This window comes from Pseudonocardia kongjuensis, from assembly GCF_039526905.1.
Taxonomy (GTDB): Bacteria; Actinomycetota; Actinomycetes; order Mycobacteriales; family Pseudonocardiaceae; genus Pseudonocardia; species Pseudonocardia kongjuensis.
Genome location: NZ_BAAAJK010000006.1, coordinates 412,548 through 424,796, shown reverse-complemented (window position 1 = coordinate 424,796; position 12,249 = coordinate 412,548). Strand labels below are relative to the sequence as shown.

The following is a 12,249-nucleotide window of genomic DNA, read 5'->3' as shown; positions in this document are numbered from 1 at the left end:
CGCAGGAGAGGAGCACCCCATGGGCAGGGCGTTGGAGGGCCGGGTCGCGGTCGTGACCGGCGGGGCCAGCGGGATCGGCCGGGCCACCGCGGAGCGGTTCGCGCAGGAGGGCGCCGACGTCGTCGTCGGCGACATCGCCCCGGCCGACGAGACCGTCGCGCTCGTCGAGAAGGCCGGCCGCAGCGCGCTGTACGTGCGCACCGACACCACCGACGAGCAGCAGTGCGACGCGCTCGTCGCGGCCGCCGTCGAGCGCTTCGGCAGGGTCGACGTCGGGGTCGCCTCGGCCGGTGTCGCCAGCGCCGCCGGGCGCAGCAACGTGCAGAACCGGGCGGCCGGTGAGCAGAGCACCCACCTGGTCAACCTGGACGCCGAGGCGTTCGGGCGGGTGCTCGACATCAACGTCACCGGCGTCATGCTCACCGACCGGGCGCTGGCCCGGCAGATGCTCGCGCAGGGCACCGGCGGGTCGATCGTCAACATCGCCTCCAGCGCGGCGAAGATCCCGCTCGCCGGGGCGGCGCCGTACTGCGTGTCCAAGGCGGGCGTGTTCATGCTGACCAAGGTGCTGGCGCTGGAGCTGGCCGCCACCGGCGTCCGGGTCAACGCCGTCGGCCCCGGCTACACCGCCACCCCGATGATCGCCGGCATCGAGGACGACGCCACCGCGCTCGGGATGGCCATGAGCATCACCCCGATGAACCGGCTGGGCCGCCCCGAGGAGATCGCGGCGAGCTGCCTGTTCCTCGCCTCCGACGAATCGTCGTTCACCACCGGCCAGCTCCTGCTGCCCGCCGGTGGGCAGTTCACCGGCTGACCCGCTCCCCGGAGGTAACCCCGATGACCACCCCCACCCGACGTGGGCGCCTGCTCGGCGCCCTCGTCGCCGCACTCGCGCTGGTGCTGACCGCCTGCGGCGGCGGCGGCCAGGCCGCCGCGTCCGGCGAACCCGATCCGGACGCCGTGTTCCGCTACGCGTTCGTGCAGTCGGCGTCGACGTTCGACCCGCACCGCTCCGGCAACGCCTGGGACATGGTGAACCTGCGCCTGGTCTACGACCAGCTGCTGCAGGAGAACTCCGACGGCGAGATCCTGCCGATGCTCGCCACCGGCTACGAGTTCCTCGACGACGGCCGGGTGCTGGAGCTGACGCTGCGCGACGACGTCACCTTCCACGACGGGACCCCGTTCGACTCCTCGACGGTGGCCGCCAACCTGGAGCGCGCCCGCGAGCTGGAGGGCAGCACCGTCGCCGGGGCGCTGCGGGCGATCGGGTCGATCGAGACGCCCGACCCGAGCACCGTGCGGATCCTGCTCGACGGCCCCGGCGGGAACCTGCCCGCCCTGTTCACCGAGCGGCACGGCTCCATGATCAACCCGGGCGCGTTCGACAATCCGGACCTGGACCAGAACCCGGTCGGCTCGGGCATGTTCACCCTCACCGAGCACGTGCCGGGCCAGGTCTCCCGGTACGCCCGCGCCGAGGGGTACTGGGATCCGGACGCCGTGCGGGTGGCCGGTGTCGAGATCTACGTGCAGCCCTCGTCGCCGACCCGGCTGAACATGGTGCTGACCGGCCAGATCGACATGACCTACCTCGACCCGTCCACCCAGGACCAGGCGGTCGCCGCCGGTCTGCAGGTGCAGCCGTCGGTCAGCACGACGATCTTCCGGATGACGATGAACACCGGCTCCCCGCCGTTCGACGACCTGCGGGTCCGGCAGGCGATGGAGCACGCGGTGGACCGCAGGGCGATCGTCGACGGGGTGTTCTTCGGGATCGGCGAACCGGTCGCGCAGCTGGTGCCGCCGGACCACTGGGCCCACCACCCGGGAATCGGCGCCGAGGATCCGCAGTACGGCTACGACCCCGAGCGCGCCCGGGCGCTGCTCGCCGAGGCGGGCCATCCGGACGGCCTCGAGTTCGACATGCTCATCCCGGCGCTGGACGACCACCGCACCGTCGCGGAGGCGGTCATCCCGATGCTCGCCGAGGTCGGGATCCGGGCCCGGCCGCAGGTGGTCGAGCCGGCCACCACGCCGGCCACCTTCTTCGGCCGCCAGGAGGGCGACGCCTACATCGGCGCCCAGGCCCCGTTCGTCGACCCGTCCAACCAGTACGAGTCGAACCTGCCCGGCCAGTTCATGAACCCGTGGGGCACCACCTCCCCGGAGTTCGAGCAGGCCTGGGACGACTCGCTGCGCGGGGAGACCCGCGAGGACCGGCTGGACGCGGTGCACCGCATGATCGAGGAGGAGAAGGGCCTGCTGCGCCAGTTCGGCATCTTCGCCGCGCAGCCGCCCAGCGTGTGGAGCGACGACGTCCTGTTCCCCGAGGGCTACCGCCCCGCCTATGCAGCACATTTCCGGGGCGTGGCGATCAGCCGCTGACCCCTTCCATCCCGTCAGGAGATCCGAGTGAACACAGCAATGGTGCTGCGTCCGCGCTCCCGCTGGCCGATCGCCGTGATAGCGGTGCTCGCACTGGCCCTGTCCGCGTGCGGTGGGGCGTCGCGGGCCGCGGGCAACGGCGAGATCGACCCCGAGGGCACGTTCCGCTACGTGTTCGTGCAGAACCCGTCGACGTTCGACCCGCACCGGTCCGCCAACCCGTGGGACATGATCTTCTTCCGGCTCGTCTACGACCAGCTCGTCATGGAGGACGAGGACGGTGAGCTCGTCCCGCAGCTCGCCACGTCCTGGGAGTTCGTCGACGACGACACCGCGATCGTGCTGACCCTGCGCGAGGACGTGACGTTCGTCGACGGCACCCCGTTCAACGCCGAGGCGGTGCGCGCCAACCTGGAGCGCGCCCGCACGATGGAGGAGAGCACCCAGCGCGGGGCGCTGGCCCGGGTGTCCGGCGTCGAGGTCGTCGACGAGTTCACCGCCCGCGTCGAGCTGTCCGGCCCGGGCGGCAACCTGCCCGCGCTGTTCAGCGGCTCGGCCGGGTCGATGATCAGCCCGGCGGCGTTCGACAATCCCGATCTCGACCAGAACCCGGTCGGTTCGGGCATGGCGACCCTCGCCGAGTACATCCCCGGCCAGATCACCCGCTACGACCGCAACCCGGAGTACTGGGACCCGGAGGCCGCCCGCGCGGCGCACTACGAGATCTACGTCCAGACCTCGGCGCCGACCCGGCTGAACATGCTGCAGACCGGGCAGGCCGAGCTGACCTACCTGGACCCGTCGCAGGCCGACCAGGCGGCCGCCGCCGGGCTGCAGACCGCCCCGTCCAAGAGCCTGTCGATCATGTCGATGTACATGAACACCGGCCGGCCGCCGTTCGACGACATCCGGGTGCGCCAGGCGATGGAACACGCGATCGACCGGCAGGCGATCGTCGACGGCGTCTTCTTCGGGATCGGCACCCCGGTCGCCCAGTACATGCCGCCGGACTACTGGGCGTTCGATCCCACCGTCACCCCGGAGAACCCGGACTACGCCTACGACCCGGAGCGGGCCCGCGCGCTGCTCGCCGAGGCGGGCCATCCCGACGGCGTGGACTTCGAGATGATCGTCCCCGGGCTGGACGACCACCGGGCCGTCGCGGAGGCGCTGGTGCCGATGCTGGCCGAGTCCGGGCTCCGGGCGAGCACCCGGGTCGTCGAGTCGCCGACCACCGCGGTCACCTTCTACGGCCGCCAGGAGGGCGACGCCTTCCCCGGCATGGGTGCCCCGTTCCAGGACCCGACGACGGTCTACCAGGCCAGCCTGCCGGGCCAGTTCGCCAACCCGTGGAACACCTCGACACCGGAGTTCCAGGACGCCTGGCTGCAGGCGCTGGCCGGCGCCGACCGGGAGGCGCGGACACCCGCGATGCACCGGATGATCCAGGAGGAGAAGAACGTCCGGAAGGTGTTCCCGCTGCACGCGCACTACCCGCCGAGCGCGTGGACCGACCGGGCCGTGTTCCCCGAGGGCTACCGGCCGGCGTACGCGCCCACCTTCCGCGGGGTCGGCGTCACCTCGTGACGCCCTGACCCGCCCGCGGTGTGGGAGGCCGTCCACGACAACGGCGTCAGCCGTGGACGGCCTCCCATTGTCCGGGCGGCCCGATCTGCACAGACTCGATGTGCGACACCGTCCCGCGCCGGGCGTGACCATCCCGCCGGCCCCGGTCGTCCCTGCTGTGACCCCATCTGGAAGGACCCCCATGCGTCTCGACGGCAAGGTCGCCGTGATCACCGGCGGCGGTTCCGGCATCGGCGCCGCGACCGCCCGCGCGTTCACCCGGGAGGGGGCCCGGGTGGTGCTCGCCGACATCGACGCCGACGCCGGCGGGCGGGTGGCCGCCGAGCTGCGCGCGGGCGGCGCCACGATCGACTTCCTGCACGCCGACGCCGCCGACCCGGCCGAGATCGACCGGGTCGTCGGGTTCGCCGTCGGCGAGCACGGCGGGCTGGACATCCTGCACAACAACCACGTCGGCTTCGAGGCGGGGCGGATCGGCGACCTGACCCTCGACGGCTTCCGCCGCTCGCTGGACATCGGCCTCGTCTCGTACTGGTACGCGACCAAGGTCGCGCTGGGGCCGATGCTGGCCGCCGGCCGCGGCTCGATCGTCAACACGGCGTCGGTGTCCGGGCTGGCGGGCGACTTCGGGCTCGGCGCCTACAACGTGCTCAAGGCCGGGGTGGTGAACCTGTCCCGGGTCACCGGGATCGAGTACGCGCGCAAGGGCATCCGGTGCAACGCCGTCTGCCCCGGCCCGATCGGCACCCCGCCGATCGACCGGCTCCGCGAGCGCGCACCGCAGACCTGGGAGGACATCCGCGACGCCATTCCGATGGGCCGCTACGGGCGCCCGGAGGAGATCGCCGCCGTGGTGCTGTTCCTCGCCTCCGACGAGGCCGCGTTCGTCACCGGCACCCACGTCGTCGCCGACGGGGGCCTGTGGGCGCACTCCGGGATGCCGCCGCTCGGCGGGCTCGGCCCCGACTTCTGATCCCCGATCCGGCAATCCGAGAGAGGACCACATGACCACCCTGGAGATTCCGAACGTCGGCACGTTCGACGTCGAGCTGTGGGACCAGGGCAGTGGGAAGCCGCTGCTGTACCTGCACGGATACGAGCGGCACCCGGGCGGCGCCGGCTTCCTGCGCCGCCTGGCCGAGGACCGGCGGGTGCTCGCGCCCGAGCAGCCCGGGTACGGCGGGTCGACCGGCTTCGAGTCGTTCGTCGACGTGCACGACGTCGCGCTCTACCACCGCGAGCTCGTGCGGTCCTGGGGCATCGACTCGATCGACGTCGTCGGGCACTCGCTCGGCGGCATGTTCGCCGCGGAGCTGGCGGTGCTCGCCCCGCAGCTGGTCCGCAGGCTGGTCCTGGTCAACGCCTACGGCCTGTGGCTCGACGAGCAGCCGACGCTGGACCCGTTCGGTGCGGCCGCCGAGGTGAAGGCCGCGAAGTGGCACGGCGAACCGCCCGCCCGGGAGCCGTCGAACTTCACCCCGGACCCGGACGACCCGCACGCCGCGATCCTGTTCGACGCGCAGAACCTCGGTTCGGCCACGAAGTTCATGTGGCCGATCGCCGAGCGCGGCCTGCGCAGGCGGCTGCCGCTGGTGGCCGCCCCCACGCTCGTCGTGCACGGCACCTCCGACGGACTGCTCCCGCTGTCCTACGCCGAGGAGTTCGTCCGGCTCGTCCCGGACGCCCGGCTCGCCCCGGTCGAGTCCGCCGGGCACTACCCGATGGTCGAGCAGGAGGACACCTTCGTCTCGCTCGTCACCGACTTCCTCAACCAGTGAACCGCGTCGAACAGCGAGGAGACCGCAGCATGGGACGAGTCGAGGGCAAGGTCGCCCTGGTCACCGGCGGTGCCGCCGGGATCGGCCGGGAGACGGCGCGGACGCTGGCCCGCGAGGGCGCCCGCGTCGTGGTCGCCGACATCAACGTCGACGGGGCGAAGGAGACCGCCGCCGGGATCGGCGACGCCGCCACCGCCGTCCGGTTCGACGCCACCGACCAGGGCTCCATCGAGGACCTGGTCGCCGGGGTGGTCGCCGAGCACGGCCGGATCGACGTCATCCACAACAACGCCGCGCTGGTCGGCCCGGACGCCTGGTTCACCGACGGCACCGTGGTCGGCACCAGCGTCGAGATGTGGGACCGCGCGTTCGCCACCAACGTCCGCAGCATCTTCCTGATCTGCAAGAACGCCCTCCCGCACATGATCGGGACCGGCGGCGGGTCGATCGTCAACATGGCGTCGGTCGGCGGCATGCGCGGCAGCGCGGCGCTCACCGCCTACGGCACCACGAAGGCCGCCGTGATCGGCTTCACCCGCTTCGTCGCCGCCCAGCACGGCAAGCAGGGGATCCGCTGCAACGCCGTCGCGCCGGGCGTGATCCGGACCCGCCAGCTGCTCGACGCGGTGCCCGACCTGCCCGCCCAGGCGCTGCCCGGGGTGGCGTCGCCGCGGGTCGGCGAGCCCTCCGACATCGCGAACATGGTGCTGTTCCTGGCCTCCGACGAGTCGGCCTTCGTCAACGGCGAGGTCTACCGGGTCGACGGCGGCGCGATGGCCGCAGGCCCCCGATGACCCTGCGACCGACCCTGCACCGCCGGACCCGGGAGACCCCGTGATCAAGCTGACCGTGCTGTACGGCACCCCGTCCGACGTCGACGCCTTCGACGCCCACTACCTGGGCACCCACGTCCCGCTGGCGCAGCGGGTGCCCGGGATCGAGAAGGTCGAGGTCACCCGCTTCCAGCCGGGTGCCGACGGCGCCGCACCCGAGTTCCACCTGATGGCGGAGCTCTACTTCGCCGACGCCGACGCGATGGGCGCCGCCCTCGCCACCCCGGAGGGCCGGGCACTGGGCGCCGATGTCGCCAACCTCGGCGGCACCCCGGCGACCAGGCTGCTCGGCTCCGTCGCCTGACCACCCGAAGGAGCACCGTGAAGTTCCACTGGTTCGCCCAGCAGTACTACACCAAGCTGCCCGCCGACTACGGCGACACCGTCCACAGCTCGTGGGTGACGCCGCCGGCCTCGGTGGCCGATCCGGTGCAGGTCGGCGAGGACTACCACACCTACCTGCGCCTGATGCAGCAGGCGGACGGCCTCGGCTGGGACTCGTTGCTGCTCAACGAGCACCACCAGACCTCGCTGGCGATGACGCCGTCGCCGAACCTGATCGCCTCGATCCTGGCCGCGACCACCGAGAACGCGGCGATCGCGCTGTGCGGCAACTCGCTGGCGCTGTACAACCCGCCGATCCGGGTGGCCGAGGAGATCGCGATGCTGGACTGCCTGTCCGGCGGCCGGATCATCGCCGGCATCGTGTTCGGCACGCCGATGGACACCGCGTTCGCCTACGGCGTGCCGCCGATCGAGCTCCGCGAACGGTTCCACGAGGCCCGGGAGCTGATCACCCGGGCCTGGGCCGCCCGGGAGCCGTTCGCCTTCAACGGCCGCTACACCAAGCTGCGCTACGTCAACCCGTGGCCGCGGCCGGTGCAGGACGAGATCCCGGTCTGGATCCCCGGCTCCGGCAGCCCGGAGACCTGGGACGTCGTCAACGCCCTCGACTACTGCTACGGCTACCTGTCGTTCTCCGGTAAGCAGAGCGCCGCCCCGATCGTCGGCGGCTTCTGGGACTACACCGAGAGCCAGGGCGCCAACATGAACCCGAACCGGATGGCGTTCACCCAGATCATCTGCACCGCCGACTCCGACGCCGAGGCCGAGCGGCTCTACGGCGACGCGGTGCGCTACTTCTACCGGCAGAACCCGACCGGCATCGAGTTCGCGACGCCGCCCGGCTACAACACGCCGGCGTCGATCCGGGCGAACCTGACCCGGGCCCGCACCCAGTCCGCCGAGGAGCGGCTCAGGGCGACCCGCGGCGAGCTGTCCTTCTGGGAGTACGACGAGCTCGGCTACATCATCGCCGGCACCCCGGAGCGGGTGGAGCAGCGGGTCCGCGAGCTCGCGACCGACCTGCGCATCGGTCAGCTCATCACCTGCATGCACGTGGGCGACCTGCCGGAGGAGGTGGCGGCCCGGAACAACGAGCTGTTCGGCACCCGGGTCATCCCGAAGCTGCGCGACCTGTGGGCCGACGAGGAGGACCGCTGGACGCCGCGGATCAGCCAGGACCGGGTCGCGGCGAAGTTCGGCGGGATCGCGGCGTGAGCCCCCCGCCCGCTCCCGGCCGGGCCGCCGCCGCGGGTGCCGCCCGGACCGGGGGCGGGCGATGCGGCCGCGACTGATCTGTCCGGAACGCCCGGTCGTGACCTAGCGTGGGTGCACCGACGGCGTGGTGCGCGGAGAGGGCGGTGGAGCCTGTGGTGATCGCGGAGGGGGACGAGCGGCCCGCCGCCGCCGGGATCATCGCCCGGCTGCTGCACCTGCTGGCCGCCGAGGCACCCGGCGCCGAGTTCGACCGGCTGACCGGCTCGCTGGAGGACGCCGCCGCCGGCCCGCCGGAGCACGACCGCGACGAGCTCCTGGTCGCGATCGGCCGGGCCGGCCGGGTCCGGGAGCTGCTCGCGCACCGCAAGCGCCGGGAGAAGGAGACGCTCGCGCTGATCGAGATCGCGCGGGACCTGGCGTCGCTGCGCGACGTCGACGAGGTGCTGGAGGCGATCGTGCACCGGGCCCGGCAGCTGCTCGGCACCGACACCACCTACCTGGCGCTGCGCGACGACGAGATCGGCGACGTCTACATGCGGATCACCCTGGGCACCGTGACCCGGGCGATCGAGTCGATCCGCCAGCCGCTCGGCACCGGCGCCGGTGGCCGGATCATCGCCACCGGCGAGCTGTTCGCGACCTCGGACTACCTCAACGACCCGCGGCTGCAGCGGGACCCGAGCGTCACCGACGCGGTCATCGAGGACGGCATCGTCAGCATGATCGGGGTGCCGGTGCGGGTCGGCAGCGACGTGATCGGGGCGCTGTTCGTCGCCAACCGGCACGAGCGCACGTTCGACCCGTCCGAGGTGGACCTGCTCACCTCGCTGGCCGACTACGCCTCGGTGGTGATCGGGAACGCCCGGCTGTTCGAGCAGGCCGAGGCCACCGCCCGCCGGCTCCGCGCGGCCAACGAGGAGCTGGCCCACCAGGGCGAGCTGCTGGAGCGGGCGGGCACCGCGCACGAGCAGCTGATGCCGCTGGCGCTGCGCCGGGCCGACATCGGGGAGCTGGCGGAGACCGTCGCCGGGATGCTGGACGGGACGGTGGTCGCCGTCGGCTCGGACGGCGCCGTGCTGGCCGTCGCCGGTGCGGCCCCGGTCCCGGATCCGCTGCCGGCCCCCCGGCCCGGGGCGCTCGGCGCCCAGCGGGCCGCCCCCGGCGTCTGGACGGTCCCGGTGCGGGCCGGTGCGGAGGACTACGGCCACCTGGTGCTGCTCACGCCCGCGAGCGACCCGCCGGACCGGCCGGACCTGCCGGAGCCCGACGTGCGCACCCTGGAGCGCGCCGCCCAGACGGCCGCGCTGCTGCTGCTGATGGAACGCCAGGTGTGGCGGGCCGAGCAGCAGGTCCGCGGGGAGCTGATCGACGACCTGCTGGCCGAGCGCGAACCGGACTGGACGGCGTTCGAGCGGCGGGCCCGCCGCTCCGGCGGGATCGACTTCGCGGTGCCGCACACCGTGGTCGTGCTCGCCTCGGCGGAGGCGGGCCGCCGCTCGCTGGTGCTCGCGGCCGCGGAGCACGCCGCCCGGCACGGCGGGCTCGCCCTGGAACACGCCTCCCGGGTGGTGCTGCTGCTCCCGCAGGCCGATCCGGCCGAGGTGGCCCGGCGGCTCCCCGCCGAGTTGGCCCGGGCCACCGGCGGCCCGGTCACCGCGGGGGTCGCCGGACCGGCGACCTCGGCCCGGGCGGTGCGCACCGGCCACCACGAGGCCCGCCGCTGCCTGCGGCTGCTCCTCGCGCTCGGCCGGGACGGCGAGGGCACCACCCGCGACGGGCTCGGCGCGCTCGGCCTGGTGCTCGACGGGTCGTCGCAGCGCCAGCTCCGCTCGCTGCTGGAGGAGACGATCCGGCCGCTCGAACGCTACGACGAGGAGCACAACGCGATGCTCGTCGCCACCCTGGAGTCCTACTACGACAACGGGGAGAACCCGCGGTCCGCCGCCCGCGCGCTGCAGGTCCATCCGAACACCGTCTACCAGCGCCTGGACCGGATCGACCGGGTGCTCGGCGGCAGCCACTGGCGGGACCCGGACGGCGCGCTCGCCATGCAGGTCGCGCTGCAGCTGCGCCGGGTCCTCGACCGGATCCCGGTGGAGGAGCTGCTCCCCGCACCGGGCTGAGGGCAGCGACCGCCATCCGTCCCGTCCCCCCGATGAAGGGCCATCGATGTCCCTGACCATCCACGACCCCGCCCACCACACGCCCGCCCCCGGTGCGGTGACCAGGCTGCTCTCCACGCTGCTGCACCTGCTCGCCGACGACGCCCCCGCCGAGGAGCTCTCCGCCGCGGTGCGCGAGCTGTCCCGGCTCGACGTCGCACCGTTCGTGCGGGAGGCGCTGGAGGACGTCGTCCGGGTCAGGTCGCTGCTGGACCTGCGGGCGCACCGGGAGCGGGAGATGCACGGGCTCTACGAGACCGCGCGCGACCTGACGTCGCTGCGCGGCACCGACGAGGTGCTCGGCGCGATCGTCGAGCGGGTGCGCCGGCTGCTCGGCTGCGACTGCAGCTATCTCGCGCTGGTCGACCCGGACACCGGGATCGCCGCGGTCCGGGTGACCTCCGGGACGCGGACGCCGGCGATCGCGACGGTCCGGCAGCGGCCCGGTTCCGGGGTCGGCGGTCGGGTGCTGCAGACCGGCCAGCCGGCCGCGACCGCGAACTACCGCCGCGATCCGCGGCTGCTGCGCGAGCCCGCGGTGGTCTCGGCGGTCGACGAGGAGGGGCTGGTCGCGATCGCCGGCGTGCCGATCAAGCGCGGCGCCCGGGTGATCGGCGCGCTGTTCGCCGCCGAGCGCCGGGAGCGGGCGTTCGAGCAGCGCGAGATCGCGCTGCTGACCTCGCTCGCGGTGCACGCCACCGTCGTCATCGAGAACGCCCGGCTCTACGAGCGGGTGCAGCAGGACTCGGTGGAGCTGCGGGACGCGAACGGGCGGCTGCAGGCGCAGCGGCAGGCCCTGGAGCGGGCGGCCCGGGTGCACGAGCAGCTGATCCCGATGGCGCTGACCCGGGTCGACCTGCCGCACCTGGTGGGCACCCTGGCCGGTCTGCTGGAGGGCACCGTGCTGCTGCTCGGCCCGAGCGGGGAGGTGCTGGCCAGGGGAGCGGCGCCCGGTCGCCCGTCGCTGCCGGCGCAGCGGAACGGCCCGGACGGGCCGAGCGTGCGCACGGTGCCGGTCCGGGCCGGCCAGGAGTCGTTCGGCAGGCTGGTGCTGTCCCGGGCCGGGGCGATCACCGACGTCGACGTGCGCACCCTGGAACGGTCCGCGCAGACCGCGGCGCTGCTGCTGCTCATGGAGCGGCAGGCCACCCTGGTGACCGAGGAGATGCAGGCGGAGCTGGTCGACGACCTGCTCGCCGATCCCGCCCCGGATCCGGAGGACTTCCGCAGACGGGCGCACCGGCTGGGGGTGCTGGACACCGACCGTCCGCACACGGTCCTGGTGTTCACCGCGACGGCGGTGCCCCGCAGGCGGCTGCTGCGGGCGGTGGCGGCGCTGGCCGCGCCGGTCGGTGGTGCCGCCGGTGAACGCGACGGCCGGGTCGTCCTGCTGCTGCCCGCCGACCGCGCGGACGGGGAGCCGGCGGGCGCGGTGGCCCGGACCGTGGCGGCCCGGCTCGGCCGGGTGACCGGCGGGCGGGTCACCGTCGGGGCCGCGGGCCCCGGCCGGGGCCCGGAGGCGCTGCGCCGGCTGCACGGTGCCGCCACCCGCTGCCACCGGCTGCTGCTGGCGCTGGACCGGGCCGGGTCCGGCGCGGGCATCGACGAGCTGGGGGTGGTGGGCTCGGTGCTCGACGACGTCACCCCGGCCCAGGTGGGCCGGCTGCTGGAGGGAACGCTCGGCCCGCTGCTGCGCTACGACGCCGAGCACGGCACCGAGCTGGTCGGCACGCTGGACGGCTACTTCGGGGCCGGGCGCAACGCCCCGGACGCCGCCCGGGCGCTCGGGGTGCACGTGAACACGGTGTACCAGCGGCTGGACCGGGTCGACCGGGTGCTCGGCGACGCGGGCTGGCGGGAGCCCCGCGGCGCCCTGGAGATGCAGCTGGCGCTGCGGCTGCACCGCCTCCGGGGTGACCCGGCGGCCTGACGGGCGGG

Annotated in this window: 10 protein-coding genes; all 10 read left to right on the top strand. The window is 73.8% G+C overall.

Features of this window, described 5'->3' with window-relative positions; genetic code table 11:
• Positions 1-19: 19 nt before the first annotated feature.
• The 10 genes from ABD160_RS09635 (at position 20) to ABD160_RS09590 (ending at position 12,241) form a co-directional block, all read left to right on the top strand.
• On the top strand, positions 20-817 hold the full coding sequence (locus tag ABD160_RS09635) for an SDR family NAD(P)-dependent oxidoreductase (protein ID WP_344020607.1): 798 nt from the start codon (positions 20-22) through the stop codon (positions 815-817).
• A 23-nt stretch (positions 818-840) separates the two neighbouring features.
• Complete coding sequence (locus ABD160_RS09630) at positions 841-2,391, top strand: ABC transporter substrate-binding protein (protein WP_344020605.1); 1,551 nt, start codon at positions 841-843, stop codon at positions 2,389-2,391.
• Between the two features lie 27 nt (positions 2,392-2,418).
• A complete protein-coding gene (locus tag ABD160_RS09625) occupies positions 2,419-3,978 on the top strand; it encodes an ABC transporter substrate-binding protein (protein WP_344020603.1) in 1,560 nt (519 codons plus the stop codon).
• Positions 3,979-4,159: 181 nt separating this feature from the next.
• Positions 4,160-4,951 (top strand): SDR family NAD(P)-dependent oxidoreductase, encoded by a 792-nt coding sequence (locus ABD160_RS09620; protein WP_344020601.1) that lies wholly within the window; start codon positions 4,160-4,162, stop codon positions 4,949-4,951.
• 31 nt (positions 4,952-4,982) lie between these two features.
• Positions 4,983-5,756, top strand: coding sequence for an alpha/beta fold hydrolase (locus tag ABD160_RS09615; RefSeq protein WP_344020599.1), 774 nt, complete (start codon positions 4,983-4,985; stop codon positions 5,754-5,756).
• A 29-nt stretch (positions 5,757-5,785) separates the two neighbouring features.
• Positions 5,786-6,550 (top strand): SDR family NAD(P)-dependent oxidoreductase, encoded by a 765-nt coding sequence (locus ABD160_RS09610; RefSeq protein WP_344020597.1) that lies wholly within the window; start codon positions 5,786-5,788, stop codon positions 6,548-6,550.
• A gap of 40 nt (positions 6,551-6,590) precedes the next feature.
• Positions 6,591-6,893, top strand: a complete 303-nt coding sequence (locus ABD160_RS09605; RefSeq protein WP_344020595.1) for an EthD family reductase — start codon at positions 6,591-6,593, stop codon at positions 6,891-6,893.
• A gap of 17 nt (positions 6,894-6,910) precedes the next feature.
• Positions 6,911-8,149: an LLM class flavin-dependent oxidoreductase gene (locus ABD160_RS09600; RefSeq protein WP_344020593.1), complete on the top strand. Its 1,239-nt coding sequence runs from the start codon at positions 6,911-6,913 to the stop codon at positions 8,147-8,149.
• Between the two features lie 143 nt (positions 8,150-8,292).
• Positions 8,293-10,272, top strand: coding sequence for a helix-turn-helix domain-containing protein (locus ABD160_RS09595; RefSeq protein WP_344020591.1), 1,980 nt, complete (start codon positions 8,293-8,295; stop codon positions 10,270-10,272).
• A 46-nt stretch (positions 10,273-10,318) separates the two neighbouring features.
• On the top strand, positions 10,319-12,241 hold the full coding sequence (locus ABD160_RS09590; RefSeq protein ID WP_344020589.1) for a helix-turn-helix domain-containing protein: 1,923 nt from the start codon (positions 10,319-10,321) through the stop codon (positions 12,239-12,241).
• Positions 12,242-12,249 lie beyond the last annotated feature (8 nt).

What these genes read in the sequence shown, in the direction of transcription:
- ABD160_RS09590 (WP_344020589.1), top strand. Translation starts at nt 10,319, where the DNA reads ATGTCCCTGACCATCCACGACCCCGCCCACCACACGCCCGCCCCCGGT.
- ABD160_RS09620 (WP_344020601.1), top strand. Translation starts at nt 4,160, where the DNA reads ATGCGTCTCGACGGCAAGGTCGCCGTGATCACCGGCGGCGGTTCCGGC.
- ABD160_RS09635 (WP_344020607.1), top strand. Translation starts at nt 20, where the DNA reads ATGGGCAGGGCGTTGGAGGGCCGGGTCGCGGTCGTGACCGGCGGGGCC.
- ABD160_RS09615 (WP_344020599.1), top strand. Translation starts at nt 4,983, where the DNA reads ATGACCACCCTGGAGATTCCGAACGTCGGCACGTTCGACGTCGAGCTG.
- ABD160_RS09610 (WP_344020597.1), top strand. Translation starts at nt 5,786, where the DNA reads ATGGGACGAGTCGAGGGCAAGGTCGCCCTGGTCACCGGCGGTGCCGCC.
- ABD160_RS09630 (WP_344020605.1), top strand. Translation starts at nt 841, where the DNA reads ATGACCACCCCCACCCGACGTGGGCGCCTGCTCGGCGCCCTCGTCGCC.